Origin of the sequence: Streptomyces lusitanus (assembly GCF_042647945.1) — a bacterium.
Lineage (GTDB): Bacteria > Actinomycetota > Actinomycetes > Streptomycetales > Streptomycetaceae > Streptomyces > Streptomyces pseudogriseolus.
The window spans coordinates 552,426-577,139 of the sequence record NZ_JBHRWL010000011.1 but is presented as its reverse complement, the minus strand read 5'-3'; the positions used below and the strand labels follow the sequence as shown (position 1 = coordinate 577,139).

Here is a 24,714-nt window from a genome sequence, read left to right as displayed (position 1 = left end):
TTCCCGGGCGCCCTCGGCACGTCCGCGGCAGGCGGTCAGCCCTTCTTGGCCGACCCGGCCCCGTCCTTGGACTCCTCCGGCTCCTCGGCCGGCTCCGGCTCGCCGGACTTCTCCGCCTTCTCGAGCTTCCCGGGCTTCTCCGGCTTCCCGGGCTTCCCGGTGTCGTCGGTGTCCGTGGCGGCGTCCGGCTGCGCGTCCTCGTCGGAGGCGTCCGCCGTGCCGGTCGCGTCGCCGCCGGTCTTCCCGTCGGTCTTCTCGCCGTCGGTCTTCTTCTCGTCGGCCGCCGCGCCGTCGCCGTCGGGCGCGCCCGGCTCGACCACGGCCTCCCGGCCGGGACGCTTGCGCGCCGACAGCACGATGTAGAGCACCGCCAGCAGGAAGACCAGGAGCGCCGTCCAGTTGTTCAGCCGCAGGCCGAGGATGTGGTGCGCCTCGTCGACCCGCATGTACTCGATCCAGAAGCGGCCCGTGCAGTACCCGGCGACGTACAGCGCGAAGGCGCGGCCGTGGCCGAGTGTGAAGCGCCGGTCGGCCCAGATCACCAGCAGCGCCACGCCGATGCACCACAGCGACTCGTAGAGGAACGTCGGGTGGTAGGTGCCCGGCATCCGGCCGTCGGAGGAGGAGGTGATCTCCACCGCCCACGGCAGGTCGGTGGCCCGGCCGTACAGCTCCTGGTTGAACCAGTTGCCCCAGCGGCCGATGGCCTGCGCGAGGGCGATGCCGGGGGCGATGGCGTCGGCGTACGCGGGCAGCGGGATGCCCCGGCGGCGGCAGCCGATCCACGCGCCGAGCGCGCCCAGTGCGATGGCGCCCCAGATGCCGAGGCCGCCCTCCCAGATCTTGAAGGCGTCCACCCAGTCACGGCCCTCGCTGAAGTACAGCTGGTAGTCCGTGATCACGTGGTAGAGCCGGCCGCCGACCAGGCCGAACGGCACGGCCCAGACAGCGATGTCCGCCACTGTGCCGGCCCGCCCGCCCCGGGCGATCCAGCGCTTGTTGCCGAGCCAGACGGCAACGAAGACGCCGATGATGATGCAGAACGCGTAGCCGCGCAGCGGAACGGGGCCGAGGTACAGCACCCCGCTCGACGGGCTGGGAATGTAGGCAAGTTCCATGGCAGGACCGACGCTACCGTGCCGGACCGCCCGCACGGCAGGCAGCCCGGCTACGGCTCCATAACAGGGCTTCCGGGGGACGGGGCCCCTAGCCCTTGTTCGCCTCCTCGACCATCTGCTTGAACTTCTCGGGCGTCATGGAACGGTCCTGGTAGATGTTCTTGCCGTCGAACAGCACCGTCGGGGTGCCGCTGAAGCCGCCCTTCTGGAAGGCCTCGTTGGACTTGACCACCCAGCTGTCGTGCGTGCCGTCCTCGACGCAGGTGCGGAACCCGGGGGTGTCGAGCCCGTCGACCTTGCCCGCCAGATCGATCAGCTTGGCGTCGTCGGAGAAGGCGTCGTCGCTCTCCATCGGCTGGTTCTCGAACAGCACGTCGTGGTACGCGGTGAACTTGCCCGCGTCCTGGGCGCACGCGGCGGCGTTGGCCGCGCTCAGCGAGCCGCTGCCGCCCAGGCCGCCGTCGATCAGCGTGACCAGGTGGTACTCGACCTTGAGCTTGCCCGCCTCGGTCAGCTCGTTCAGCGTCGGGCGGTAGGTCTGCTCGAACGACTTGCAGGCGGGGCAGCGGAAGTCCTCCCACACCGTGAGGGTGGCCTTGGCGTCCTCCTTGCCCACCGGGATGGCCAGCCCGTCCTGGCCCTGGGCCCCCGAGGGCGCCACGACCGGGCCGGACGCCTTGCTCTCGTCGTCCCCGCCGGAGTTGGCGGCGACGACGCCGATCACGGCCGCGAGCCCCAGGACGCAGACCACGCTCGCGCCCACGATCAGGGTGCGGCGCCGCTTCTCCGCCGTCTTCTGCTTCTCGCGCTCTGCCGCCAGCCGCTCCCGGGCGGTGCGCTTTCCCTCACGGTTCTTCTCGCTCACACCCCGCAGAACGAACCGGGGAGGCGCCCAGCGCCTCCCCGGTCCCAGGTCCACCCGTACGAGGGACCCCGACGGCCCGCCGCGGACGGCCTGCCGGTGCGGTCACACCTGTCCGCGCACGCCTTCGGCCAGCTCACCGGCGAGGGCCCGGACCGCCTCGACGCCCGCCGCGTCGTCGGGCGCGTCCAGCATCCGCTTGACGAAGGCCGAGCCGACGATCACCCCGTCGGCGAACCGGGCGACCTCCGCGGCCTGCGCCGGGTTGGAGACGCCGAGTCCGACGCAGACGGGGATGTCGGTGGTGGCGCGGGTGCGCCGCACCAGGTCCTCGGCCTGCGAGCTGACCGACTCGCGTGTGCCGGTCACGCCCATCAGGGAGGCCGCGTAGACGAAGCCGCTGCCGGCCGCGGTGATCTCGGCGAGCCGCTCGTCCTTGCTGCTGGGCGCGACCACGAAGACCGTGGCCAGCCCGTGCTTCTCGGCGTGCTCCCGCCACAGGGCGGACTCCTGGACCGGCAGGTCGGGCAGGATGCAGCCGGCGCCGCCCGCCTCCGCCAGCTCGGCGGTGAACCGCTCCACGCCGTAGCGGTCGATGGGGTTCCAGTACGTCATCACGAGGATCGGCTTGCCGGTGGCCTCGTGCGCCTCGCGCACCGTGCGCATCACGTCGGCGATCCGCACCCCGCCGCGCAGGGCGATGTCGTCGGCGGTCTGGATGACCGGACCGTCGAGCACCGGGTCGCTGTGCGGCAGCCCCACCTCGACGACGTCCGCGCCGCCCTCCAGCGCCGCCTTGACCGCCTCGATGCCGCCGTCCACGGTCGGGAACCCGGCCGGGAGGTAGGCGATGAGGGCGGAGCGGCCCTCCGCCTTCGCCGCGGCGAGAGTGTCGCTCAGCAGCCGTACGTTCCCGCTCACTTGGCGTCCCCCTCGATCTCGGCGGTGGTGCCGGCCTCGTCGGCGGCGACCTCGGCGTCCGTGTCGTACAGCCCGAAGTAGCGGGCCGCGGTGTCCATGTCCTTGTCACCGCGCCCGGACAGGTTGACGACGATCAGCCCGTCCTTGCCCAGCTCCTGGCCGACCTCCAGGGCGCCGGCCAGGGCGTGCGCGGACTCGATGGCCGGGATGATGCCCTCGGTGCGCGACAGCAGGCGCAGCGCCTGCATGGCGGCGTCGTCGGTGACCGCGCGGTACTCGCCGCGGCCGCTGTCCTTGAGGTGGGCGTGCTCGGGGCCGATGCCGGGGTAGTCCAGGCCGGCGGAGATCGAGTACGGCTCGGTGATCTGGCCCTCGTCGTCCTGGAGGACGTAGGAGCGGGAGCCGTGCAGGATGCCGGGCTCGCCCGCGGTGAGGGTGGCCGCGTGCTCGCCGGTCTCGATGCCGTGTCCGGCCGGTTCGCAGCCGATCAGGCGGACGGACGCGTCCGGGATGAAGGCGTGGAACAGGCCGATGGCGTTGGAGCCGCCGCCGACGCAGGCGACGGCCGCGTCGGGCAGGCGCCCGGCGCGCTCCAGGAGCTGGCGGCGGGCCTCGACGCCGATGACGCGGTGGAAGTCGCGGACCATCGCCGGGAAGGGGTGCGGTCCTGCGACGGTGCCGAAGAGGTAGTGCGTGCGGTCGACGTTGGCGACCCAGTCGCGGAACGCCTCGTTGATGGCGTCCTTCAGGGTGCGGCTGCCGGACTTCACGGCGATGACCTCGGCGCCGAGCATGCGCATCCGGGCCACGTTGAGGGCCTGGCGCCGAGTGTCGATCTCGCCCATGTAGATCGTGCACTCGAGGCCGAACAGGGCGCAGGCGGTGGCGGTGGCCACGCCGTGCTGTCCGGCGCCGGTCTCGGCGATGACGCGGGTCTTGCCCATGCGCTTGGTGAGCAGGGCCTGGCCCAGCACGTTGTTGATCTTGTGCGAGCCGGTGTGGTTCAGGTCCTCGCGCTTGAGGAAGACGCGGGCGCCTCCGGCGTGCTCGGCGAAGCGGGGCACTTCCGTGAGGGCGCTGGGGCGGCCGGTGTAGTGGACCAGGAGGTCGTCGAGCTCGCGGGCGAACTCGGGGTCGTGCTTGGCCTTGTCGTACTCGACGGCGACCTCGTCGACGGCGGCGACGAGGGCCTCGGGGATGAACTTACCGCCGAAGGCGCCGAAGTAGCCGTCGGTGGTGGGGAGTTGACCCTCCGGGTCGGGGATGAAGAAGGTGCTGGGCATGGGTGTACCTCACGGTGAGTGTGTGGGAATGACACTGTTCGCCGTGGGGGCGGAGCCTGTTGTGCGGCCGCAGCCCGTTTGTGGCTGGTCGCGCAGTTCCTCGCGCCCCTGGGGGGCGCGGCGGTAGCCGCACATTCGACAGAGTCCCGCGCCCCTAGGGGGCGCGCTGCCATCGTCTGCCGTTCACCTGGCCCGGTTCGTCGCCGATGACGTAGCGGACCCTGCGGCCGTGCACCCGGCGGGCGGGGGCGCGGCAGCCTCGGGGGCGGCAGCCTCGGGCGAGTCGGGAGAGCGTCATCGGGGGTCAGCCTAGCGAGGTCTCAGCGGCCGTGCCGCAGGGCCGGGTGTTCGCCCGCGGCGACCAGGTCGGCGACCGCCGTCTTGGGGTCCTTGCCGGTCACCAGGGACTCGCCGACCAGGACGGCGTCCGCCCCGGCGTTGGCGTAGGCGATCAGGTCGTGCGGGCCGCGCACGCCGGACTCGGCGACCTTCACCAGGTGGGCCGGGATCTCCGGGGCGACCCGCTCGAAGGTGCCGCGGTCGACCTCGAGGGTCTTGAGGTTGCGCGCGTTGACACCGATGACCTGGGCGCCGGCGTCGACGGCCCGCTCCACCTCGTCCTCGTCGTGCACCTCGACCAGCGGGGTGAGGCCGATGGACCGGGCGCGCTCGATGAGCGACTCCAGGGCGGACTGCTCCAGGGCGGCCACGATCAGCAGCGCCAGGTCGGCGCCGTACGCGCGGGCCTCCCAGAGCTGGTACGAGGTGACGATGAAGTCCTTGCGCAGCACCGGGATGTCGACCTTGGCGCGGACGGCCTCCAGGTCGGCCAGCGAACCGCCGAAGCGGCGCTGCTCGGTGAGGACGGAGATGACGGCGGCGCCGCCCGCCTCGTAGTCGGCGGCGAGGCCTGCCGGGTCGGCGATCGCGGCGAGCGCGCCCTTGGACGGGCTGGAGCGCTTGACCTCGCAGATCACCTTGACGCCGTCGCCGCGCAGGGCGGCCACGCCGTCCTTGGCGGCGGGCGCCTTGGCCGCGCGCTCCTTGAGCTCGTCGAGGCTGACGCGCGCCTGCCGCTCCGCGAGGTCGGCACGGACTCCGTCGATGATCTCGTCGAGCACACTCACGCGAGCGGCCCCCTTCCTGACGGTCGGGCTTGGCTGGTCCCTGCGATGGTATCCGGAGCAGGGCGAATGCCCCGCATCCGGCCGCCGCGCCGTCCAGCACCTGGACGATCACCTGGTGCGGTCACGGGTGCAGCCAGCCGCCGAACGGGGTGTTCCGGAGCACCGTGAAGGCCAGCAGCAGGGTGCCCGCCGTCCAGAGCACCGCGGGTGGTGGGTCGAGACGCAGGGGGCGGCCGCGTGCCGCGTGGACCACCCAGACGGTCCACAGCACGGCGAAGGCCGCGTAGCCGAGGACGGCGGGGGCGTTGGCCTGGAGGGCGGCCGCCAGGTCGCCGTGGGCGACGGCGTGGGCGCTGCGCAGGCCGCCGCAGCCGGGGCAGTACAGTCCGGTGAGTCGCAGCAGCGGGCAGACGGGGTAGTGGCCGGGCTCGTTGGGGTCGACGGCGGCGACGTAGGCGAAGGCGGCGGTCACGGCGGCGAGCAGTCCGGCGGGGGCGGCGAGGCGGGCCGCCCGGCCGGGGACCGCGTGGGGGCTCGGGGCGTTCACGGGAGGCATTGTCCCCCGGACACGCCGCGGGGGCGGCTCCGGCTCACGGCCGGCCGCCGCCCCGTACGGAGTGGTCCGCGGGTTCAGCCCTGGGCGCGGGCCGGCTCGCGGTCGCCGGTGGTCGCGTGCACCGGGTGGTCGCTCTTGGGCTGGCCCAGCCCCATCGAGCGCATGACGGCGCCGACCACGCCGCCGAGGAGGACGACGCCCAGACCGGCCCAGAAGCCCACGGGTCGGTCCATCACCATGAACGCGCCCGCGGCGCAGAAACCGATGAAGGCGATGATGACACCGGTCCAGGCGGCCGGGGTGTGACCGTGGCTGCTGCCCGCCATTGCTTGCTCCTCGTTGCCGTGTGCGTGGGTGAGCGGGACGCTCGTCCCCATTGTCCCGCACACGCCGGGCCGCCGTGCGCCGGGGTCGGCCGTGGGCGGGTTGGGCGCCTCAGGCGCCTGTGGGGTCCTCACCTCGGTCGAGGGCCTTCCAGAGCTCCTCGGGGCGGTCCGGGTCGGCGGGGGCGGCCGCGCGGCGGGGGCGGGGGGCGCCGCCGCGCTCGTAGCGGCCGGACATGGCGGGCCACAGGCGCCCGAAACGCAGCGCGAGCAGTCCCGCGACCAGCAGCAGCAGTCCGCCGACGGCGGCCACGTACGGCCAGGCGGTGTGGGAGAGGGCGCCGACGGTCGCGGAGGCGTCCCCGGAGGCCCGCGCGGCCTTCTCGTCGAGGGCGGCGGAGTCGGACGCCCCGAGCAGCGCGGCGGCGACCGTGCCGGCGCCGGAGAGGGCGAGCACGGCGGCGACGGCGAGCCGCCCGGCGCGGCGCACGGCGAAGACGGCGACCAGGGCGGCGAGCCCGACGACGGCCAGGGCGGCGGGCACGCCGGTGACGTCACTGCCCGTGGCGGTCAGCGGGAACGCGCCGCCGGCCACCGTCGCGACGCCCTCCGACCACTCCTGCCGGGTGGCGAGCAGGGCCACGGCCGCGCCGAGGGCGCCGCTCAGCAGGGCGGCGGCGAGGCTCGTGCGGCCGGTCCGGGAGGGGCCGGCGGGCTCGGGGCGGGGGCTGGGGCTGGGTACGGCTGTCACGCCCTCCACTATGGCGCGGCCCCCGGCCGTCGCGGCATCCGGGGGGATGTGTCAGCCGTCACCCAGCCGGTTCGCGGTGTGGACGGCGCGCAGCACGGCGGCCGCCTTGTTGCGGCACTCGGTGTCCTCGGCGACCGGGTCGGAGTCGGCCACGATCCCCGCGCCGGCCTGCACGTAGGCGGTGCCGTCGCGCAGCAGGGCGGTGCGGATGGCGATGGCCGTGTCGGAGTCGCCGGCGAAGTCGAGGTAGCCGACGCAGCCGCCGTACAGGCCGCGCCGGGACGGCTCCAGCTCGTCGATGATCTGCATGGCGCGGGGCTTGGGCGCGCCGGAGAGGGTGCCGGCCGGGAAGCAGGCGGTGAGCACGTCGAAGGCGGTGCGGCCGGCGGCGACCCGTCCGGTGACCGTGGAGACGATGTGCATCACGTGCGAGTAGCGCTCGACGGACATGAAGTCGACGACCTCGACGGAGCCGGGCTCGCACACCCGCCCGAGGTCGTTGCGGCCGAGGTCGACGAGCATCAGGTGCTCGGCGCGCTCCTTGGGGTCGGCGAGCAGTTCCTCGGCGAGCGCCTGGTCCTCCTGGGGGGTGGCGCCGCGGTGCCGGGTGCCGGCGATGGGGTGCACCATCGCCTGCCCGTCCTCGACCTTCACCAGGGCCTCGGGGGACGAGCCGACGACGTCGAAGCCGTCGAGGCGGAACAGGTACATGTACGGCGACGGGTTGGTGGCGCGCAGCACCCGGTAGACGTCCAGAGCGCTCGCCGTGCACGGCGTCTCGAACCGCTGGGAGGGCACGACCTGGAAGGCCTCCCCGGCGCGGATGCGTTCCTTGACGTCCTCCACGGCAGCCTGGAAGTCGGGGCCGCCCCACAGCGCGGTGTACCCGGGCAGCTCGGACGGCGGCAGGACGGCCGGGGGCTGGGCGACCGGGCGGGCGAGGTCGGCCTCCATGGCGTCGAGCCGGGCCACGGCGTCCGCGTAGGCCTCGTCGACGCCGGTCTCCAGGTCGTTGTGGTTGATCGCGTTGGCGATCAGCCAGACGGAGCCCTCCCAGTGGTCCATGACGGCGAGGTCGCTGGTGAGCAGCATGGTCAGCTCGGGCAGTTTCAGGTCGTCCCGCTCACCGGGGCCGATCTTCTCCAGGCGGCGCACGATGTCGTAGCCGAGGTAGCCGACCACGCCGCCGGTGAAGGGCGGCAGGCCGAGGTCCTGGGCGAGGTCGCGGGGGGTGTGCAGGGCCTCGAGGGTGGCGCGCAGCGCGGCGAGCGGGTCGCCGTCGACGGGCACGCCGACGGGCGGGGTGCCCTCCCAGTGGGCCTGTCCGCCGCGCTCGGTGAGGGTGGCGGCGGACCGTACGCCGACGAAGGAGTACCGGGACCAGGAGCGCCCGTTCTCGGCGGACTCCAGCAGGAAGGTGCCGGGGCGCTCGGCGGCGAGCTTGCGGTAGAGCGCGACCGGGGTGTCGCCGTCGGCGAGGAGCTTGCGGGTGACCGGGACGACCCGGCGGTCGGTGGCGAGCTTGCGGAACGTCTCGAGGTCCATGGCGGCAGACCTTACTGATCTTCGGCGGGGGCGTCCGCCACCGCCAGGACGTCGGCGTCGAAGCAGGTGCGGTCGCCGGTGTGGCAGGCGGCCCCCACCTGGTCGACCTTCACCAGCACGGTGTCGGCGTCACAGTCCAGCGCGACCGACTTCACCCATTGGACATGGCCCGAGGTGTCGCCCTTGACCCAGTACTCCTGGCGGCTGCGCGACCAGTAGGTGCAGCGGCCGGTGGTGAGGGTGCGGTGCAGCGCCTCGTCGTCCATCCAGCCCAGCATCAGCACCTCTCCGGTGTCGTACTGCTGGGCGATCGCGGGCAGGAGGCCGTCGGCGCTGCGCTTGAGCCGCGCGGCGATCCGAGGGTCCAGGGAGCTGGGCCGGGGCAAGCTGGTCATGGTGGCTATTGTGCCGCGCGGGACGGACGCCCCCGGGTGGCCGTCCACTGTCCGGACGTCACGGCCCGCCGTAGGCTGGCTGGCATGTCGACCCATGCCAAGCGTGAACGACTTCTCCTGGCCGACCTGCTTCAGACCGCGGGCCCGGAGGCGCCCACCCTCTGCGAGGGCTGGACCACCCGGGACCTGGCCGCGCACGTGGTGGTGCGCGAGCGCCGTCCGGACGCGGCGGGCGGCATCCTGGTGAAGCAGCTGGCGTCGCGTCTGGAGCGGGTGACGGCGGAGTTCCTGGCGAAGCCGTACGACGAGCTGATCCAGCTGATCCGCACCGGCCCGCCGCGGTTCTCCCCCTTCTCGCTCAAGCAGGTCGACGAGATGTCGAACGTGATCGAGTTCTACGTCCACGCCGAGGACGTCCGCCGGGCGCAGCCGGACTGGACGCCGCGCGAGCTGGACCCGGTGTTCCAGGACGCCCTGTGGTCGCGTCTGGAGCGTTCGGCCCGGCTGATGGGGCGCGGGGTGCCGACCGGTCTGGTGCTGCGCCGCCCGGACGGGCAGACGGCGGTGGCGCGGCGCGGGGCGCCGGTGGTGACGGTGACCGGGGAGCCGTCCGAGCTGGTGATGTTCGCGTACGGCCGGCAGGGCGCCGCGAAGGTGGAGCTGGACGGCGACGAGAACGCGATCGCCGAGCTGCGCGCGACGAAACAGCTCGGCATCTGATCCGCTCCGGAAAGGCGCAACTCGTGATCAAGGTCGCCATGACGAGTGTGTACGTGGAGGACGTGGCCAAGGCGCACGCCTTCTACACCGGGGTGCTCGGCTTCGAGACCCGCACCCATGTGGACCCGGGTGGCGGCACGCCGTTCGTCACCGTGGGCGCGCGGGAGGGCGCACAGCCGGATCTGGAGCTGCTGCTGGAGCCGGGCGACGGGCCGATCGCGGAGCCCTACCGACGCGCGGTGCGGGAGGCGGGGCTGCCGTCGATCGTGTTCTCGGTGGACGACCTCCGCGCGGAGTTCGAGCGGCTGCGCGGGGAGGGCGTCCACTTCGTCCGGGAGCCGGAGAAGCAGGGCCCGGTGCTGACCGCGCTGCTCGACGACACGGTCGGCAACCTGATCCAGCTCACGCAGCCGCTGAACTGAGGCTCACCGCACCGGGTGGCCGGCGTCCCTGAGGGTCTGCTTGACCTCGCCGATGCGCAGGTCGCCGAAGTGGAACACCGAGGCGGCCAGCACCGCGTCCGCGCCGGCGGCGACCGCGGGCGGGAAGTCGGTGAGCCTGCCGGCGCCGCCGGAGGCGATCACCGGGACGGTGACGTGCTTGCGCACGGCGGCGATCATCTCCAGGTCGTAGCCGTCCTTGGTGCCGTCGGCGTCCATGGAGTTCAGCAGGATCTCGCCCGCGCCCAGCTCGGCGGCGCGGTGCGCCCACTCGACGGCGTCGATGCCGGTGCCCTTGCGGCCGCCGTGCGTGGTGACCTCGAAGGTCCCGCCCTCGGTGCGCCGGGCGTCGACGGAGAGGACGAGCACCTGGCGGCCGAACCGCTCGGCGATCTCGCGGATGAGGTCGGGCCGGGCGATGGCGGCCGTGTTGACGCCCACCTTGTCGGCGCCGGCCCGCAGCAGCTTGTCGACGTCCTCGGCGGTGCGCACGCCGCCGCCGACGGTGAGCGGGATGAACACCTGCTCGGCGGTGCGGCGGACCACATCGTAGGTGGTCTCGCGGTTGCCGGAGGACGCGGTGATGTCCAGGAACGTCAGCTCGTCGGCGCCCTCGGCGTCGTACACCTTGGCCATCTCGACGGGGTCGCCCGCGTCGCGCAGGTTCTGGAAGTTGACGCCCTTGACGACCCGGCCGCCGTCCACGTCCAGGCAGGGGATGACTCGGACCGCCAGGGTCATGAATCCACGGCTCCTCTGAATGCTTCGAGTTCCACTGAGACCAGTACGCGCGGGTCGACGAAGCCCTCGACCACCAGCAGCGTGGTGACCGGACGGACCGCGTCGAACAGCTCCTTGTGCGCGCGGCAGGCCGCGTCCACGTCCCGCGCGTGGGCGAGATGGAGCCGGGTGCGGATCACGGACCCGGCGTCGAGCCCGAACTCCGCGATCGCCTCCAGCGCGCCGGTGAAGGCGACCTTGGCCTGCTCGTACGGGTCGCCCTCCCCGTACAGCACGTCGCCCCGGAACGCGGTGGTGCCCGCGACCAGGACGCGGTCGCCGGCCGCGACGGCGCGCGCGGAGCCGAGGATCTCCTCCCAGGGGTTCTCGCTCTGCACGCGCCGTACGGCATCGGATGTCATCGCGACACAGCCTCCAGGGCCTCTTCCAGGGTGAACGCCTTGGCGTACAGGGCCTTGCCGACGATGGAGCCCTCGACGCCGAGCGGGACGAGTTCGGCGATCGCGCGCAGGTCGTCCAGCGAGGACACCCCGCCGGAGGCGACCACCGGGCGGTCGGTGGCGGCGCAGACGTTCTTCAACAGTTCCAGGTTGGGGCCCTGGAGGGTGCCGTCCTTGGCGATGTCGGTGACGACGTAGCGGGCGCAGCCCTCCTTGTCGAGGCGGTCCAGCGTCTCGTAGAGGTCGCCGCCGTCGCGGGTCCAGCCGCGGCCGCGCAGGGTGGTGCCGCGCACGTCGAGGCCGACGGCGACCTTGTCGCCGTGCTCGGCGATGACCTTGGCGACCCACTCGGGGGTCTCCAGGGCGGCGGTGCCGAGGTTGACGCGGGTGCAGCCGGTGGCGAGGGCGGCGGCGAGGGTGTCGTCGTCGCGGATGCCGCCGGACAGCTCCACCTTGATGTCCATCGCCCGGGTGACCTCCGCGATCAGCTCGCGGTTGTCGCCGGTGCCGAACGCGGCGTCCAGGTCGACCAGGTGCAGCCACTCGGCGCCGGAGCGCTGCCAGGCGAGCGCGGCCTCCAGCGGCGAGCCGTAGGAGGTCTCGGTGCCGGACTCGCCGTGCACGAGGCGGACGGCCTGGCCGTCGCGGACGTCGACGGCGGGGAGGAGTTCGAGCGTGGCCATGTCTCTACAGGGTTCCGATCCAGTTGGTGAGGAGCTGGGCGCCGGCGTCGCCGGACTTCTCGGGGTGGAACTGGGTGGCCCACAGGGAGCCGTTCTCCACGGCGGCGACGAAGGGCTTGCCGTGGGTGGTCCAGGTGACGAGCGGGGGCTTCATCGCCGCGTTGGTGATCTCGAACGACCAGTCGTGGACGGCGTAGGAGTGCACGAAGTAGAAGCGGGCGTCCGCGTCGAGGCCGGCGAACAGCTCGGAGCCGGCCGGGGCGTCCACGGTGTTCCAGCCCATGTGGGGCACGACGTCGGCCTGGAGCGGCTCGACGGAGCCGGGCCACTCGTCGAGGCCCTCGGCCTCGACGCCGTGCTCGATGCCGCGGGCGAAGAGGATCTGCATGCCGACGCAGATGCCCATGACGGGGCGGCCGCCGGCCAGGCGGCGGTCGACGATCCAGTCGCCGCGGGCCTCCTTGAGGCCCTTCATGCAGGCGGCGAAGGCGCCGACGCCGGGCACCAGCAGCCCGTCGGCGTTCATCGCCGTGTCGAAGTCGCGGGTGATCTCCACGTCGGCCCCGGCGCGCGCGAGGGCGCGCTCGGCGGAGCGGACGTTGCCGAAGCCGTAGTCGAAGACCACGACCTTCCTGGTGGTGCTCAAGGGCTCACACCTCCATCTGGAGCAGGCCCGTGACGATGCACAGCGCGGCGCCGACGGACATCAGCGTGATCAGGCTCGCGGGCATCTTCTGCTTGACGAAGGAGATGATCCCGCCGACGAAGAACAGACCGACGACGATCAGGACGGTGGACAGTCCGTTCATGGTCTACAGCGCGCCCTTCGTGGACGGGAGGATGCCGGCCGCGCGCGGGTCGCGCTCGGAGGCGTAGCGCAGGGCGCGGGCGAGGGCCTTGAACTGGCACTCCACGATGTGGTGGGCGTTGCGCCCGTAGGGCACGTGCACGTGGAGCGCGATCTGCGCCTGGGCGACGAAGGACTCCAGGATGTGCCGGGTCATCGTCACGTCGTAGGAGCCGATCATCGGCGCCATGTTCTCGGGCTCGGTGTGCACCAGGTAGGGGCGGCCGGAGAGGTCGACGGTGACCTGGGCGAGGGACTCGTCCAGCGGGACCGTGCAGTTGCCGAAGCGGTAGATGCCCACCTTGTCGCCGAGCGCCTGCTTGAAGGCGGCGCCGAGCGCGAGGGCGGTGTCCTCGATGGTGTGGTGGGAGTCGATGTGGAGGTCGCCCTCGGTCTTCACGGTCAGGTCGAACAGACCGTGGCGGCCGAGCTGGTCGAGCATGTGGTCGTAGAAGCCGACTCCGGTGGAGATCTCGGTCCTGCCGGTGCCGTCGAGGTCGATCTCGACGAGGACGGACGTCTCCTTGGTGGTGCGTTCCACGCGTCCAACGCGGCTCATGCGCTCTGCTCCTTCTTGATGTCACGGACCGCGTCGAGGAACGCGTCGTTCTCGGCCGGGGTGCCCGCGGTGACCCGCAGCCATCCCGGTACGCCGTTGTCCCGGACCAGGACGCCCCGGTCGAGGATCTGCCGCCACACGGCGTGGGAGTCCTGGAAGCGGCCGAACTGGACGAAGTTGGCGTCGGAGTCGGTCACCTCGTAGCCCAGGGAGCGCAGTTCGGCGACCAGCCGGTCCCGCTCCGCCTTCAGCTGCTCGACGTAGCCGAGCAGGGTGTCGGTGTGCTCCAGGGCGGCCAGCGCGGTCGCCTGGGTGATCGCCGACAGGTGGTACGGCAGCCGCACCAGCTGGACGGCGTCGACGACCGCGGGGTGCGCGGCGAGGTAGCCGAGGCGCAGTCCGGCGGCGCCGAACGCCTTGGACATGGTGCGGGAGATGACCAGGTGGGGGCGTCCGTCGAGCAGCGGCAGCAGCGAGTCGCCGTGGCTGAACTCCACGTACGCCTCGTCGACGACCACGATCGACGGCCTGGCGGCCTGCGCGGCGTCGTACACGGCGCGCACCGCGTCGGCGGGGACCGCGTTGCCGGTGGGGTTGTTGGGGGTGGTGACGAAGACGACGTCCGGCCGGTGCTCGGCGATCGCCTTCTCGGCGGCGGGCAGGTCGAGGGAGAAGTCCTGGCCGCGCGGGCCGGAGATCCAGCCGGTGCCGGTGCCGCGCGCGATCAGCGCGTGCATCGAGTACGACGGCTCGAAGCCGAGGGCGGTGCGGCCGGGTCCGCCGAAGGTCTGGAGCAGCTGCTGGATGACCTCGTTGGAGCCGTTGGCCGCCCACACGTTCTCCACGGCGACCGGGTGGCCGGCGGTCTTCGTCAGGTATGCGGCCAGTCCGGTGCGCAGTTCGACCGCGTCCCGGTCGGGGTAGCGGTTGAGGTGCCGGGCGGCCTCGCGGACCCGCTCGGCGATCCGCTCGACCAGCGGCTCGGGCAGCGGGTAGGGGTTCTCGTTGGTGTTGAGCCGTACGGGGACGTCCAGCTGGGGCGCGCCGTAGGGGGACTTGCCGCGCAGCTCGTCCCGTACGGGGAGATCGTCGATGCTCACGTCGCTCACTTGTTCTCGGGCACCTTCCAGCCGAACCTGGCCTTGACCGCCGCGCCGTGCGCGGGCAGGTCCTCCGCCTCCGCCAGCGTGACCACGTGGTGCGCGACCTCGGCCAGCGCGTCCTCGGTGTAGTCGACGACGTGGATGCCGCGCAGGAAGGACTGCACGGACAGGCCCGAGGAGTGGCAGGCGCAGCCGCCGGTGGGCAGCACGTGGTTGGAGCCGGCCGCGTAGTCGCCGAGGGAGACCGGGGACCAGGGGCCGATGAAGATCGCGCCGGCGTTGCGCACCCGGTCGGCGACCGCGGCGGCGTCGGCGGTCTGGATCTCCAGGTGCTCGGCGCCGTACGCGTCGACGACCCGCAGGCCCTCCTCGACGCCGTCCACCAGCACGATCGCGGACTGGCGGCCGGACAGGGCCGGGACGATCCGCTCGTCGACGTGCTTGCTGGCCTTGACCTGGGGCTCCAGCTCCTTCTCCACCGCGTCCGCGAGGTCCGTGGAGTCGGTGACCAGGACGGCGGCGGCCAGCGGGTCGTGCTCGGCCTGGCTGATCAGGTCGGAGGCGACGTGCACCGGGTCGGCCGTGGAGTCCGCGAGGATCGCGATCTCGGTCGGGCCGGCCTCGGCGTCGATGCCGATCTTCCCGGTGAAGTAGCGCTTGGCGGCGGCGACCCAGATGTTGCCGGGGCCGGTGACCATGTTCGCGGGCGGGCAGGACTCGGTGCCGTACGCGAACATCGCGACGGCGGTGGCGCCGCCGGCCGCGTACACCTCGTCGACGCCGAGCAGGGCGCAGGCGGCGAGGATGGTCGGGTGCGGCAGGCCGCCGAAGTCGGCCTGGGCCGGGGAGGCGAGCGCGAGGGACGGGACGCCGGCCTCCTGGGCGGGCACCACGTTCATGATCACGGACGACGGGTAGACGGCCCGGCCGCCCGGCGCGTACAGGCCGACGCGGTCGACCGGGACCCACTTCTCGGTGACCGTGCCGCCCGGCACGACCTGGGTGGTGTGCGTGGTGCGGCGCTGCGCGCGGTGGACGAGGCGGGCCCGGCGGATCGACTCCTCCAGGGCGGCGCGCACGGCCGGGTCGAGCTCGTCCAGCGCGCGCTCCAGCGCGGCGGCCTTCACCCGGACCTGGTCGAGCTGCACGCCGTCGAAGCGCTCGGCGAAGTCGATCAGCGCCGCGTCGCCCCGATGATGCACGTCCTCGCAGATGGGCCGCACCTTCTCCAGGGCGGCCGCGACGTCGAAGTCGGCTCGGGGCAGCAGGTCGCGCAGGGCGGGGCCCTCGGGGAGGGCGTCGCCGCGCAGGTCGATTCGCGAGATCACGTGCTCAATTCTCTCAGACCCGCCCGGGAGGACGTCCGCCCGTTCCAGTGGCTGATACATCACGCTCGTGGTGACGTTCCGCGCTCGTTTTCGAGATCCTCTTCACTTTCCGTGTTCAACACCTCACCGTACCGGGCATGAACGGCTGTACGACGCGATGAACCGGTGAGTAATGAGGGGGAGGGGAGTGCCGTGGCCGAGGGGGCGGGACCGCAGGGCGGCGAGCCGCCGGAGGACCTGACCGCCGCGGAGGCGGGGATGTGGCAGGCCTTCCGCAACGGCAGCGTGTACGACCTGAGCAGCGGCGACGCGCTGGTCGACGATCCGCACGGCGGACACCCCTGGGGACCCGAGCGCACGGTGCGGGCCCGGGTGGTGTGCTGGCTGCTGCTGGACGGCCCGCCCGCGCTGGCCGGCCGGGTCTCCTCGCTGAAGCTGGTCGGGGTGCGGATCAGCGGCCCGCTGGACCTGGCCGGGGGCACGGTCGTGCCGTACGTGGAGATGCGCGGCTGCCGTTTCGAGCGGGACGTGCTGCTGCCGGAGGCGCGGTTCACCACGATGCGGCTGGTGGACTGCTCCATACCCCGGCTCGAGGCCGCCCGGCTGCACACCGAGGGCGATCTGCATCTGCCGCGCTGCCGCTTCCTGGGCGGCATACGGCTCACCGACGCCCGGATCGGCACGGACCTGCTGCTCAACCAGGCGGTCGTGCACCGCGACCGCAGCGGCCGTTCCATCGCCGGGGACGGGATGAGCGTCGGCCAGGACCTCCAGGCGGAGATGCTGGAGTCGTACGGCGAGCTGAGCCTGCGCGGCGCGACCATCGGCGTCTCGCTGAGCCTGCGCGGCGCCCGGCTGGTCAACCCGCACGGCCGGTTCGCGCTGAACGCGCCGCAGCTGACCGTGGAGCGCTCGCTGTACCTGACCCCGGCCGGAGTGGGGGCGCAGGCCCGCAGCGGCATGACGCCCGCGCGGGGCACGCGCATCCAGCGGTTCGACTGCGAGGGCGGGATCCGGCTGGACGACGGGCGGTTCGGGGACGCGGTCGACTTCGAGGGGGCCGCGTTCACCTTCACCGACGAGCAGGAGCTGTCGCTGCGCCGGGTGCAGACGCCGGAGCTGCGGTTCCTCGGGCAGCGGCCGGCGCGCGGGCGGGTGGTGCTGTCGGGGGCGCGGGTGGTGAACCTGATGGACCGGGCGGACAGCTGGCCGGGCCCGGGCCGGCTGCACATGGGCGGCTTCGCCTACGAGAACCTGGTGCCGCGCGGCCCGTTCCCGCTGGCGCTGCGGCTGCGCTGGGTGGACGCGGCGAGCGCCGAGTACTCCCCGGAGCCGTACGAGCGGCTGGCCGCGGTGCTGCGGGGCGGCGGGGCGGACGAGGACGCGCGGGAGGTGCTGCTGGCCAAGCAGCGGCGGCGCCGCGAGAGCCTGCCGCTCGCCGCGAAGCTGTGGGGGTACGCGCAGGACTGGACGGTCGCCTACGGGTACCGCCCGGGCCGGGCCGCGGTGTGGATGGCGGTGCTGTGGGCGGCGGGTTCGGTGGCGTTCGCGCGGGCGGACCATCCGCCGCTGAAGGCCGGCGAGCACCCGGACTGGAATCCGGCGCTGTTCGCGCTGGATCTGCTGCTTCCGGTGATCGACCTGGGCCAGGTGGGGTTCTGGCAGCTGCGCGGGGGCTGGCAGTGGCTGTCGGCGGCGTTCATCCTGCTGGGCTGGATCCTGGCGACGACGGTGGCTGCGGGGGCGACCCGCACGCTGCGGCGCACGTGAGGGTCCGAGGGCGCAGGTCCGTGTGCGACATCCGTGCGACATACGTGCGAGAGGTGGGGCCGGCGAGGCCTGAGACGCCTGCCGAGCCCCGCGTTTTTACCGGGCCTTGACTCACCCCCGTACAACTTTCCGCGACTTCCGCGTGGACCCTGGCGCAGCCGTGACCTGCGGTCTTTCAATGGTCGACACCATGGCTCTGCTGCACGCGTTCACCCGCACGCCGAAGGTGCGAGGGAAGCGGACGGGCACCCCGTCGCCGCCCCCCGCTCCGGTCGGGCTGCCCGCCGACGACGAGGTGCTCCTCGACGTGCCGGACGACGCGCTGGGCCGGGCGCTGGTCGGCGCCGCGGCCGGCGACCACGCGCCCGCCGCCGAACTGCTCCTCGCCACCCGCCGAAGTGCCGCCTGGGAGCACCGCGACCGCTACGTGCGGCGGCTCGCCGCCTTCGCGCGGTCGCGGCCCGAGTGGCTGGACGCCTGGCGGGCCCGCGCCCCGCGAGACCCGGACGCGCTGCTGGTGGACGCCCAGCGGGCGGTGGACCGGGTCTGGGACTCGCCGGCCCGCGCCGAGCTGCTGCGGGAGGTGAGCCCGCTGATCACCGCGGCCGCCCGCGCCGATCACCGTGACCCGGTGCCGTGGCGGCTGGCCCTGGACCACGCGCGCGGCGCGCGGGCCGGCCACACGTACTTCGAGGAGCTGTGGGAGGCGGCGGTGCGCCGCGCCCCGCACCACCACGGCTGCCATGTGGCGGCCCTGCGCTACCTGGCGTCCTCCTGGCACGGCTCGCACCGCGAGTGCTTCGACTTCGCCGACACGGCCGCGCAGGACGCGCCGGAGGGCTCGCTCACCCAGGCGCTGCCGCTGCGGGCGGCGTACGGCTACCTCACCGACGGCTGCGGCCCGGCGGTCGGGCGCGCCCGGCTGGACGCGGCCGCCGACCGGGCCGTCGCCCTGTCCGCGCGGCTGCCGTCGGCCCAGCCGTGGCCGGCCGAGCTGCGCAACCTGCTGGCCTGCGTGCTGGTCCGCCTCGGGCGCCCGCGGGACGCGCTGGAGCAGTTTCGGCTGACCGGCCCGTACGCCACCTCCTTCCCCTGGGACCGGGACGCCGACGATCCGCTCGGGCGGTTCCTGGAGGTCCGTCAGGAGGCGCTGCGGGCGGTCGCGTCGGGCGCCGGGGCGGCCGGGGCGGACGCCTCCGCCGCCGGGTCCGCGCGCCCGCGGAGCGAACAGCGGGGACGGCGGGAGCCCGGCGGCCATTAGGCTCTTGCGATGTGACCACCGTCCGGCTTCCGCTCTTCCCCCTGAACACGGTGCTGTTCCCGGGGCTCGTGCTCCCGCTCAACGTCTTCGAGGAGCGTTATCGCGCCATGATGCGCGAGCTGTTGAAGACCCCCGAGGACGAGCCACGGCAGTTCGCCGTGGTGGCGATCCGGGACGGCCACGAGGTCGCGCCGAGCGCCCCCGGGCTGCCCGACCCCACGGCCGTGCCCGAGCGGGGGCCGGCGGCCGGCTTCGGGGAGGATCCGCTGCGCGCCTTCCACAAGGTGGGGTGCGTCGCCGACGCGGCGACGATCCGCGAGCGGGCCGACGGCACCTTCGAGGTGCTGGCGACCGGCACGACCCGGATGCGGCTGCTGTCGGTCGACGCCTCCGGTCCGTTCCTCACGGCGGAGCTGGAGCCGCTGGAGGAGGACCCGGGCGAGGAGGCGGGGCCGCTGGCGGAGGGCGTGCTGCGGGCGTTCCGGCAGTACCAGAAGCGGCTGGCGGGGGCGCGGGAGCGGTCGCTGACCTCGGACACCGAGCTGCCGGACGAGCCCAGCGTGGTGTCGTACCTGGTCGCCGCCGCGATGATGCTGGACACGCCGACGCGGCAGCGGCTGCTCCAGGCGCCGGACACCGCGTCCCGGCTGCGCGACGAGCTGAAACTGCTGCGCACGGAGACGGCGATCATCCGTAGTCTTCCGTCGTTGCCCGCGTCGGAGCTGACGCGGGCGCCGACGAGTCTGAACTGAAGCGTTGCGACGCTACCGACGCGTGTGGAGCGGCAAGCGGCATGGCCAAGAAGTCCAAAAAGCAGCAGTCCAACGGCACGCCCGCCACGGTGGCGCTGACCGCGGCCGGGGTGCCGTTCACGGTGCACTCCTACGAGCACGACCCCTCCCACCCGAGCTACGGCGAGGAGGCGGCCGAGGCCATGGGCGTCTCCCCCGACCGGGTCTTCAAGACGCTGGTGGCCGACGTCGACGGCGCGCTGACCGTGGCGGTGGTGCCGGTCGCGGGCCAGCTCGACCTCAAGGCGCTGGCCTCGGCGGCCGGCGGCAAGCGCGCGGCGATGGCCGACCCGGCCCTGGCGGAGCGCACCACGGGGTACGTGCGGGGCGGCATCTCCCCGCTGGGCCAGCGCAAGAAGCTGCCGACGGTGCTGGACGAGTCCGCGACCCGCCACGCGACGATCTGCGTCTCGGCGGGCCGCCGCGGCCTGGAGGTCGAACTCGCCCCCACCGACCTGGCGGCCTTGACCTCGGCGACGGTGGCCCCGATCGGCCGCCTGTAGCGCGGCCTGTTGTGCGGCTCGACGGCCGGCCGGGCCTCCGCCAAGTACCACAGGTATGTCGAAGCGGACGCGTAAGCGCAGGTGGCGGGTCAGGAAGCGGCGGGCCAACCATGGGCGGCGGCCGGCCTGAGGGTCAGCGAGGCTGCTGGGTGGCCGGCGGGAGCCATTCCTCCGGGTCGCGGGGGCCGAACAGGGCCGTCAGGCCCAGGTGGAAGACCAGGGCCGCGAACGGCCACGCCAGCAGCGCGCCCTTGGCGTTCAGTTTCAGCGGGGCGTCGAAGGTGACGCCCTTCCCCGCGTCCTTGGCCTGCGCGATCACGTCCTGCGAGGGGCCGAGCCACACCCCGAGCCGCCAGGCCAGCACCGACCCGAGCAGCCCGCCGACCGCCAGCGCCACCACCAGCGGGACGCCACCGCGCCGCCGCGCCAGGAAGACCGCCAGGGCGCTCAGCACGCCGCAGCCCAGGGCGACGAGCGTGAACGTGCCGTCCACGCCGATGCCCTGTTCGCCCTCGGAGTCCTTGAGGTAGACCACCCAGGCGTCACCGGAGGCGTCGCCGACCAGCGGCACGCGCGGCGCCAGCCACCACCACAGCACCCCGAGCAGCACCCCGCCGAGGGCCACCGCGACGGTCACCACGGCCGCCTCACGGAGCTCCTTCGCCGGACCGGGGCCGTCCTCGTCGCGCCACCAGCCGTGCCGCGGGTACGCGGCATGCCCGGGCTTGCCGTCGTAGCGGTGCGCGCCTGCGGCGCCGTCGCCGGACGGCGGCTGCCACGGGTCGTGCGCGGAGGGGTCGTGCGGTGGCGGGGGTGTCAGAGGTGCGCTCACCCTGCCATCGTGCCAGGCGTGGCTGTGCGCCGCGTCACCGGACGGCGGCCCTGCGGTACGCCCAGGTCGCCACGGCCAGCGAGATCACCCCGACCACCCCGCACACGGCGAGGTCGCCGAGGACGCGGGCCCAGTCGGGGTGCGGGGCGAAGGTCCGCGCGAAGGCCTCGACGCCGTACGTCGAGGGCAGCAGGTCGCGGGCCACGCGGACGGCCTCCGGCATGCGCTCCGGCGGCAGCACGCCGAGCAGCAGCGCCGCCGACATGCCGAGCTGGCCGAGCAGGGTGGCCAGTTCGGGCCGGGGCGCGAGCAGTCCGAGGGCCGCGCCGAGCCCGGCGAGCGCGGCGCCCGCGAGGGGGATCACGGCGGCCAGGATCCACAGGTGCCCGAGCGGCAGCCCGAACAGGGCGCATCCGGCGACGGCGGTCACGACGGTGCCGGGGACGGTGAACGACGCGTAGGCGCCGGCCGCTCCCAGCACCACGGCCGCGGGCGGCACGGGGAGGGTGGCGTAGTGGTCGAGTCCGCCGCTGGCGCGGAGCTGGCCGAAGTACTGGGCGAGCAGGTTGAGGGCGACGAAGGCGACGACCAGCACCGCCGACCCGGCCACCACGGCCCGCGCCTCGCCGCCGCCGTCGACGACGCCGCGCATCAGGATCATGATCCCGACGGACTGGAAGGTCGCCACGAACAGCAGCGGGATCCGCGCCACCCGGGCACGGGACAGCTGCGCCCGGTACACGGCCGCCAGGGACGGCCACAGCCGCGCGCGCGGGCCGAGCGCGGCGGGCCGCGGCGGGGCGGTCTCCTCCGCGGTCAGGACGCCGGCCGGCAGGGCGCCGGCGGGTACGACACTCACGTCGTGCTGCTCCCCTTCGCTCGGAGATCCGTCCGGAGCCGCTCCGGAGGTCGCCCCGTTCCGTACGGATGACACGGCCCGTGTGCTCACGCCTTCACCAGTCCCTGCCGCACGGCGCCGCCCAGCGCCAGGTACACGTCCTCCAGGCTGGGCGTGGCGAGGGTGAAGTCGTCGAGGGCGGCGAAGGCGGCGCCGCCGGTGACGGTGGCGACGACGGTGCGGGCCTCCTCGGGCGCCAGCCGCAGGGTCCAGCGGCGGCCGGACTCGACGGCCCGGTCGCGCAGCGCGGCCACCTCGGGCACGTGCAGCGGCGCGGCCTCGCGCCACACCAGCTCGACCCGGACCTCCCCGGCGACCTGTTCCTTCAGCCCGTTGGGGGTGTCGCAGGCGATGACCCGGCCGCGGTCGAGCACGGCGACCCGGTCGAGCACGGTCTCGGCCTCGATGACGTTGTGGGTGACCAGCAGCACCGTGGTGCCGTGCTCCGCGCGCCTGCGGTCGACGGCGGACCACACGGCGCGCCGGGCCACGGGGTCCATGCCGGTGGTGGGCTCGTCGAGCACCAGCAGCGGCCGCTCCCCCACCAGCGCGGCGGCGAAGCAGGCGAGCCGGCGCTGGCCGCCGGAGAGCTTGCGCAGCGGGCGGGAGGCGAGGGCGGCGAGCCCCAGCTCGTCGAGCACGTCGTCCCGTTCGGCGCGGGCCTGGCGGGCGTCGAGCCCGCGCAGCCGGCCGGTGGTCTCGGCGGCCAGGGAAACGGTCAGCTCGTCGAGGGCGCTGGACTCCTGCCCGAGGTAGGCGAGGATGCGGGAGGCCCGCTCGGGGTGGCGGACGATGTCGTGGCCGAGGATCTCGACGCTGCCGCTGTCGGGCCGCATCAGGCCGGTCATCTGCCGGACGAGGGTGGACTTGCCGGCGCCGTTCGGGCCGAGCAGGCCGAAGATCTCGCCGCGCGCGATGTCGAGCGCCACGTCGTCGGTGGCCCGCACCTCGGGCGTCGCCGGCACCCCGCGCCGTCCGCGCACCGCCGGATAGGTCTTGGTCAGCCCGCGCACCGCGCACACGACGTCACCACCGTGCCGATGTGCCTGTGCCGCGCGCGTACTCACGAGGGACGAGCCTACGGGGTCGCCCCCGTCCCCCCGCTCCCGGGTCACCCTTCCGCCCGGCCTTCTCCGGGGGGACGCACCGGACACGGAGGGAGGGATCGGCACCCCTGACGGCATGCGCGCCGCTCGAATTTGACTGTACTGTAAAGTCCAGAAGGACCTTGAGGGAGGGAGCCCGCATGACCGCCCGTACGGAGGACGCCCCGGCCGGGGACGCCGAGCGCCGCAGGTCGGCCTCGGACCTGAGGATCCTGCGCGCGGCGAAGGAGCTGTTCCTGGCCGACCGCTACGCCGGGGTCTCCCTGGAGCGGGTCGCCGAGCGCGCCGGTCTCTCCCGGCAGACCGTCTACAACCGCTTCGGGTCGAAGGAGGCGGTGTTCCGGGAGATGGTCCGCGACCACTGGGCGGCGTTCGCCGAGCAGGACCGGCGGCCGGCCGGGGACGCCGAGGACGCCGAGGACGCGAGCGCCGAGGAGGTGCTGCGCGCGTTCGCCGGCTCACTGCGGCGCTTCGCCGACGAGACGGACCAGATCCGTTTCGCGCGGCTCGTGGTGGCGGAGTCCGCCCGGCTGCCGTGGATCGCGGAGGAGTTCTACCGGCTGGGGAAGGGGCCGGTGGCGGCGGCGTTCACCGACCGCCTCGACGCGCTGGTCCGCGCGGGCCGGCTGCGCTGCCCGGACACCCGCCTCGCCGCACGGCAGTTCATGGGCCTCGTCCAGGAGTTCCTCGTCTGGCCGCGCGTCATGGCCTTCACCGAGGAGATCGCCGGCGGACCCGGCCCGGACGTGGTGATCGACGAGGCCGTACGCACCTTCCTGGCCCGCTACGCGCCCCCGGGCGGGAGCGGCCCAGCCTGACCGAATCCGTTCGCACTGGAGGACCAGCCATGTCCGCACCCGGCATCGTGCTCGGCGACGTCGAGATCACCCGCGTGATCGAGTGGTCGGGACCCGTCCGCACCGCGCGTTTCATCATCCCGGACAGCGACGAGGAGATCTGGCGGCGCAACGAGGACTGGCTGGCGCCCGACTTCTGGACGCCCGCCGACGACGCCTACCGCTGCCACGTCCAGACCTGGGTGCTGCGCAGCGAGGGCCGGACGATCCTGGTGGACACCGGGATCGGCAACGGCCGGGACCGCCCGCAGGTCCCGCAGTTCGCCCGCCTGCGCACCGACTTCCTCGCGCGTCTGCGGGAGGCCGGCGTCGCGCCCGAGGACGTCGACGTCGTCGTCAACACGCACATCCACTACGACCACGTCGGCTGGAACACCGAGTGGCGGGGCGGGGAGTGGGTGCCGACCTTCCCCAACGCGACGTACCTGGTCCCGCGCGTGGACCACCGGTACTTCGACCCGGCGGGCCCCGGCCCCGGCGGCGGCCGGGCGCCGCGCGACGACCACGAACGCGTGCGCTGGGAGGGCAGCAGGCTGGTGTTCGAGGACAGCATCGCGCCGGTCGAGCGGGCGGGGCAGCTGGTGCTGTGGGAGGGCTGTCATCGCATCGACGGCAACCTGCTGCTGGAGGCGGCTCCGGGCCACACGCCCGGCTCGTCCGCCCTCACGCTGCGCTCGGGCACGGACCGTGCGGTGTTCGTCGGGGACCTGCTGCACAGTCCGGTGCAGGTTCTTGAACCGGGGTGGAACAGCTGCTTCTGCGACGACTTGCGGCTGGCCGCGAAGACGCGGCGGGCTTATCTCGCCCGGGCGGCGGAGCGGGGGGAGTTGGTCGTGCCGGCGCACTGGCCGGGACACGGTGCGGCCGAGGTCCGCCCTGCGGGCGACGGCTTCGCGATCAAGGAGTGGGCTGCCTTCCCACGGACCTGATCCGCGGGTCCGTAGTGGTCACTCG

30 protein-coding genes are annotated in these 24,714 nt (G+C 73.7%); 8 read left to right on the top strand and 22 right to left on the bottom strand.

Annotated features, from left to right (window positions below; all coding sequences use genetic code 11):
- Window positions 1–35: 35 nt before the first annotated feature.
- The 11 genes from lgt to hisI form a co-directional block, all read right to left on the bottom strand.
- Window positions 36–1,118 (bottom strand): prolipoprotein diacylglyceryl transferase, encoded by a 1,083-nt coding sequence (gene lgt / locus ACFOSY_RS20615; RefSeq protein ID WP_394308953.1) that lies wholly within the window; start codon window positions 1,116–1,118, stop codon window positions 36–38.
- An 88-nt stretch (window positions 1,119–1,206) separates the two neighbouring features.
- Window positions 1,207–1,983, bottom strand: a complete 777-nt coding sequence (locus ACFOSY_RS20610) for a thioredoxin domain-containing protein (protein ID WP_394308951.1) — start codon at window positions 1,981–1,983, stop codon at window positions 1,207–1,209.
- Between the two features lie 102 nt (window positions 1,984–2,085).
- Window positions 2,086–2,901 (bottom strand): tryptophan synthase subunit alpha, encoded by an 816-nt coding sequence (gene trpA, locus ACFOSY_RS20605; protein ID WP_394308949.1) that lies wholly within the window; start codon window positions 2,899–2,901, stop codon window positions 2,086–2,088.
- Window positions 2,898–4,184 (bottom strand): tryptophan synthase subunit beta, encoded by a 1,287-nt coding sequence (gene trpB, locus ACFOSY_RS20600; protein ID WP_394308947.1) that lies wholly within the window; start codon window positions 4,182–4,184, stop codon window positions 2,898–2,900. Before trpB ends, trpA begins: the two co-directional genes overlap by 4 nt.
- Before the next feature lie 154 nt (window positions 4,185–4,338).
- Window positions 4,339–4,482 (bottom strand): tryptophan biosynthesis modulator TrpM, encoded by a 144-nt coding sequence (trpM, locus tag ACFOSY_RS20595; protein ID WP_106429072.1) that lies wholly within the window; start codon window positions 4,480–4,482, stop codon window positions 4,339–4,341.
- 22 nt (window positions 4,483–4,504) lie between these two features.
- Entirely contained in the window at window positions 4,505–5,311 is an 807-nt protein-coding gene (trpC, locus tag ACFOSY_RS20590; protein ID WP_394308945.1) for an indole-3-glycerol phosphate synthase TrpC, read from the bottom strand.
- Window positions 5,312–5,432: 121 nt separating this feature from the next.
- Window positions 5,433–5,867, bottom strand: a complete 435-nt coding sequence (locus ACFOSY_RS20585; protein WP_394308943.1) for a DUF2752 domain-containing protein — start codon at window positions 5,865–5,867, stop codon at window positions 5,433–5,435.
- A gap of 74 nt (window positions 5,868–5,941) precedes the next feature.
- Complete coding sequence (locus tag ACFOSY_RS20580; RefSeq protein WP_394308941.1) at window positions 5,942–6,193, bottom strand: HGxxPAAW family protein; 252 nt, start codon at window positions 6,191–6,193, stop codon at window positions 5,942–5,944.
- Between the two features lie 109 nt (window positions 6,194–6,302).
- The gene (locus ACFOSY_RS20575; RefSeq protein ID WP_394308938.1) at window positions 6,303–6,950 is read right to left on the bottom strand and encodes a TIGR02234 family membrane protein; all 648 of its coding nucleotides are present in this window, start codon (window positions 6,948–6,950) and stop codon (window positions 6,303–6,305) included.
- Between the two features lie 42 nt (window positions 6,951–6,992).
- Complete coding sequence (locus ACFOSY_RS20570; RefSeq protein ID WP_394308936.1) at window positions 6,993–8,486, bottom strand: anthranilate synthase component I; 1,494 nt, start codon at window positions 8,484–8,486, stop codon at window positions 6,993–6,995.
- Window positions 8,487–8,497: 11 nt separating this feature from the next.
- A complete protein-coding gene (gene hisI / locus ACFOSY_RS20565) occupies window positions 8,498–8,881 on the bottom strand; it encodes a phosphoribosyl-AMP cyclohydrolase (RefSeq protein ID WP_394308934.1) in 384 nt (127 codons plus the stop codon).
- 84 nt (window positions 8,882–8,965) lie between these two features.
- Between hisI and ACFOSY_RS20560 the strand changes: the two genes are divergently transcribed.
- The gene (locus ACFOSY_RS20560; protein WP_394308931.1) at window positions 8,966–9,601 is read left to right on the top strand and encodes a TIGR03085 family metal-binding protein; all 636 of its coding nucleotides are present in this window, start codon (window positions 8,966–8,968) and stop codon (window positions 9,599–9,601) included.
- A 23-nt stretch (window positions 9,602–9,624) separates the two neighbouring features.
- Window positions 9,625–10,023, top strand: coding sequence for a VOC family protein (locus tag ACFOSY_RS20555; protein WP_225652898.1), 399 nt, complete (start codon window positions 9,625–9,627; stop codon window positions 10,021–10,023).
- A 3-nt stretch (window positions 10,024–10,026) separates the two neighbouring features.
- Here the strand turns inward: ACFOSY_RS20555 and hisF are convergent, their stop codons facing one another.
- From hisF to hisD, 8 genes are read right to left on the bottom strand one after another with little or no spacing between them, the layout of a single operon-like run.
- Complete coding sequence (gene hisF, locus ACFOSY_RS20550; RefSeq protein WP_394308929.1) at window positions 10,027–10,782, bottom strand: imidazole glycerol phosphate synthase subunit HisF; 756 nt, start codon at window positions 10,780–10,782, stop codon at window positions 10,027–10,029.
- On the bottom strand, window positions 10,779–11,183 hold the full coding sequence (locus tag ACFOSY_RS20545) for a Rid family hydrolase (RefSeq protein ID WP_394308927.1): 405 nt from the start codon (window positions 11,181–11,183) through the stop codon (window positions 10,779–10,781). Before ACFOSY_RS20545 ends, hisF begins: the two co-directional genes overlap by 4 nt.
- Window positions 11,180–11,905 carry a bifunctional 1-(5-phosphoribosyl)-5-((5-phosphoribosylamino)methylideneamino)imidazole-4-carboxamide isomerase/phosphoribosylanthranilate isomerase PriA gene (gene priA / locus ACFOSY_RS20540; RefSeq protein ID WP_394308925.1) on the bottom strand — a complete coding sequence of 242 codons (726 nt, stop codon included), beginning with the start codon at window positions 11,903–11,905 and terminating at the stop codon, window positions 11,180–11,182. The genes ACFOSY_RS20545 and priA overlap by 4 nt, the downstream gene beginning before the upstream one ends.
- Before the next feature lie 4 nt (window positions 11,906–11,909).
- Window positions 11,910–12,551, bottom strand: coding sequence for an imidazole glycerol phosphate synthase subunit HisH (hisH, locus tag ACFOSY_RS20535; RefSeq protein WP_394308923.1), 642 nt, complete (start codon window positions 12,549–12,551; stop codon window positions 11,910–11,912).
- Window positions 12,552–12,555: 4 nt separating this feature from the next.
- Window positions 12,556–12,714 carry a hypothetical protein gene (locus ACFOSY_RS20530; RefSeq protein WP_006136103.1) on the bottom strand — a complete coding sequence of 53 codons (159 nt, stop codon included), beginning with the start codon at window positions 12,712–12,714 and terminating at the stop codon, window positions 12,556–12,558.
- Window positions 12,715–12,717: 3 nt separating this feature from the next.
- Complete coding sequence (gene hisB, locus ACFOSY_RS20525; protein WP_225652901.1) at window positions 12,718–13,311, bottom strand: imidazoleglycerol-phosphate dehydratase HisB; 594 nt, start codon at window positions 13,309–13,311, stop codon at window positions 12,718–12,720.
- The gene (locus ACFOSY_RS20520) at window positions 13,308–14,420 is read right to left on the bottom strand and encodes a histidinol-phosphate transaminase (protein ID WP_394308920.1); all 1,113 of its coding nucleotides are present in this window, start codon (window positions 14,418–14,420) and stop codon (window positions 13,308–13,310) included. Before ACFOSY_RS20520 ends, hisB begins: the two co-directional genes overlap by 4 nt.
- A complete protein-coding gene (gene hisD / locus ACFOSY_RS20515; protein ID WP_394308918.1) occupies window positions 14,417–15,742 on the bottom strand; it encodes a histidinol dehydrogenase in 1,326 nt (441 codons plus the stop codon). Before hisD ends, ACFOSY_RS20520 begins: the two co-directional genes overlap by 4 nt.
- 192 nt (window positions 15,743–15,934) lie before the next feature.
- Here hisD and ACFOSY_RS20510 point away from each other — a divergent pair, with 192 nt between their 5' ends.
- From ACFOSY_RS20510 to ybaK, 4 genes are all read left to right on the top strand, one after another.
- A complete protein-coding gene (locus tag ACFOSY_RS20510) occupies window positions 15,935–17,512 on the top strand; it encodes an oxidoreductase (RefSeq protein ID WP_394308916.1) in 1,578 nt (525 codons plus the stop codon).
- Window positions 17,513–17,690: 178 nt separating this feature from the next.
- Complete coding sequence (locus tag ACFOSY_RS20505; protein WP_394308914.1) at window positions 17,691–18,773, top strand: hypothetical protein; 1,083 nt, start codon at window positions 17,691–17,693, stop codon at window positions 18,771–18,773.
- An 11-nt stretch (window positions 18,774–18,784) separates the two neighbouring features.
- On the top strand, window positions 18,785–19,525 hold the full coding sequence (locus tag ACFOSY_RS20500; RefSeq protein ID WP_394308913.1) for an LON peptidase substrate-binding domain-containing protein: 741 nt from the start codon (window positions 18,785–18,787) through the stop codon (window positions 19,523–19,525).
- A 41-nt stretch (window positions 19,526–19,566) separates the two neighbouring features.
- A complete protein-coding gene (ybaK, locus tag ACFOSY_RS20495) occupies window positions 19,567–20,067 on the top strand; it encodes a Cys-tRNA(Pro) deacylase (protein WP_394308911.1) in 501 nt (166 codons plus the stop codon).
- 133 nt (window positions 20,068–20,200) lie between these two features.
- Here the strand turns inward: ybaK and ACFOSY_RS20490 are convergent, their stop codons facing one another.
- The 3 genes from ACFOSY_RS20490 to ACFOSY_RS20480 all read right to left on the bottom strand — a co-directional run bounded on the left by ACFOSY_RS20490 (window position 20,201) and on the right by ACFOSY_RS20480 (window position 22,819).
- Complete coding sequence (locus ACFOSY_RS20490; protein WP_394308909.1) at window positions 20,201–20,899, bottom strand: AAA family ATPase; 699 nt, start codon at window positions 20,897–20,899, stop codon at window positions 20,201–20,203.
- Between the two features lie 34 nt (window positions 20,900–20,933).
- Window positions 20,934–21,758 (bottom strand): ABC transporter permease, encoded by an 825-nt coding sequence (locus tag ACFOSY_RS20485; protein WP_394308906.1) that lies wholly within the window; start codon window positions 21,756–21,758, stop codon window positions 20,934–20,936.
- A gap of 86 nt (window positions 21,759–21,844) precedes the next feature.
- A complete protein-coding gene (locus ACFOSY_RS20480; RefSeq protein WP_006136116.1) occupies window positions 21,845–22,819 on the bottom strand; it encodes an ABC transporter ATP-binding protein in 975 nt (324 codons plus the stop codon).
- A gap of 224 nt (window positions 22,820–23,043) precedes the next feature.
- Here ACFOSY_RS20480 and ACFOSY_RS20475 point away from each other — a divergent pair, with 224 nt between their 5' ends.
- On the top strand, window positions 23,044–23,721 hold the full coding sequence (locus ACFOSY_RS20475; protein ID WP_394308904.1) for a TetR/AcrR family transcriptional regulator: 678 nt from the start codon (window positions 23,044–23,046) through the stop codon (window positions 23,719–23,721).
- Window positions 23,722–23,750: 29 nt separating this feature from the next.
- Complete coding sequence (locus ACFOSY_RS20470; RefSeq protein WP_394308902.1) at window positions 23,751–24,689, top strand: MBL fold metallo-hydrolase; 939 nt, start codon at window positions 23,751–23,753, stop codon at window positions 24,687–24,689.
- Window positions 24,690–24,714 lie beyond the last annotated feature (25 nt).

Excerpts from the sequence above, each read along its gene's own strand:
- ACFOSY_RS20560 (WP_394308931.1), top strand. The coding sequence starts at position 8,966 with ATGTCGACCCATGCCAAGCGTGAACGACTTCTCCTGGCCGACCTGCTT.
- ACFOSY_RS20530 (WP_006136103.1), bottom strand. The coding sequence starts at position 12,714 with ATGAACGGACTGTCCACCGTCCTGATCGTCGTCGGTCTGTTCTTCGTC.
- trpB (WP_394308947.1), bottom strand. The coding sequence starts at position 4,184 with ATGCCCAGCACCTTCTTCATCCCCGACCCGGAGGGTCAACTCCCCACC.
- ybaK (WP_394308911.1), top strand. The coding sequence starts at position 19,567 with ATGGCCAAGAAGTCCAAAAAGCAGCAGTCCAACGGCACGCCCGCCACG.
- priA (WP_394308925.1), bottom strand. The coding sequence starts at position 11,905 with ATGGCCACGCTCGAACTCCTCCCCGCCGTCGACGTCCGCGACGGCCAG.
- lgt (WP_394308953.1), bottom strand. The coding sequence starts at position 1,118 with ATGGAACTTGCCTACATTCCCAGCCCGTCGAGCGGGGTGCTGTACCTC.
- ACFOSY_RS20505 (WP_394308914.1), top strand. The coding sequence starts at position 17,691 with ATGGTCGACACCATGGCTCTGCTGCACGCGTTCACCCGCACGCCGAAG.
- ACFOSY_RS20475 (WP_394308904.1), top strand. The coding sequence starts at position 23,044 with ATGACCGCCCGTACGGAGGACGCCCCGGCCGGGGACGCCGAGCGCCGC.
- trpM (WP_106429072.1), bottom strand. The coding sequence starts at position 4,482 with ATGACGCTCTCCCGACTCGCCCGAGGCTGCCGCCCCCGAGGCTGCCGC.
- ACFOSY_RS20570 (WP_394308936.1), bottom strand. The coding sequence starts at position 8,486 with ATGGACCTCGAGACGTTCCGCAAGCTCGCCACCGACCGCCGGGTCGTC.
- hisI (WP_394308934.1), bottom strand. The coding sequence starts at position 8,881 with ATGACCAGCTTGCCCCGGCCCAGCTCCCTGGACCCTCGGATCGCCGCG.
- ACFOSY_RS20580 (WP_394308941.1), bottom strand. The coding sequence starts at position 6,193 with ATGGCGGGCAGCAGCCACGGTCACACCCCGGCCGCCTGGACCGGTGTC.
- hisF (WP_394308929.1), bottom strand. The coding sequence starts at position 10,782 with ATGACCCTGGCGGTCCGAGTCATCCCCTGCCTGGACGTGGACGGCGGC.
- ACFOSY_RS20470 (WP_394308902.1), top strand. The coding sequence starts at position 23,751 with ATGTCCGCACCCGGCATCGTGCTCGGCGACGTCGAGATCACCCGCGTG.
- hisB (WP_225652901.1), bottom strand. The coding sequence starts at position 13,311 with ATGAGCCGCGTTGGACGCGTGGAACGCACCACCAAGGAGACGTCCGTC.
- ACFOSY_RS20585 (WP_394308943.1), bottom strand. The coding sequence starts at position 5,867 with ATGCCTCCCGTGAACGCCCCGAGCCCCCACGCGGTCCCCGGCCGGGCG.
- ACFOSY_RS20545 (WP_394308927.1), bottom strand. The coding sequence starts at position 11,183 with ATGACATCCGATGCCGTACGGCGCGTGCAGAGCGAGAACCCCTGGGAG.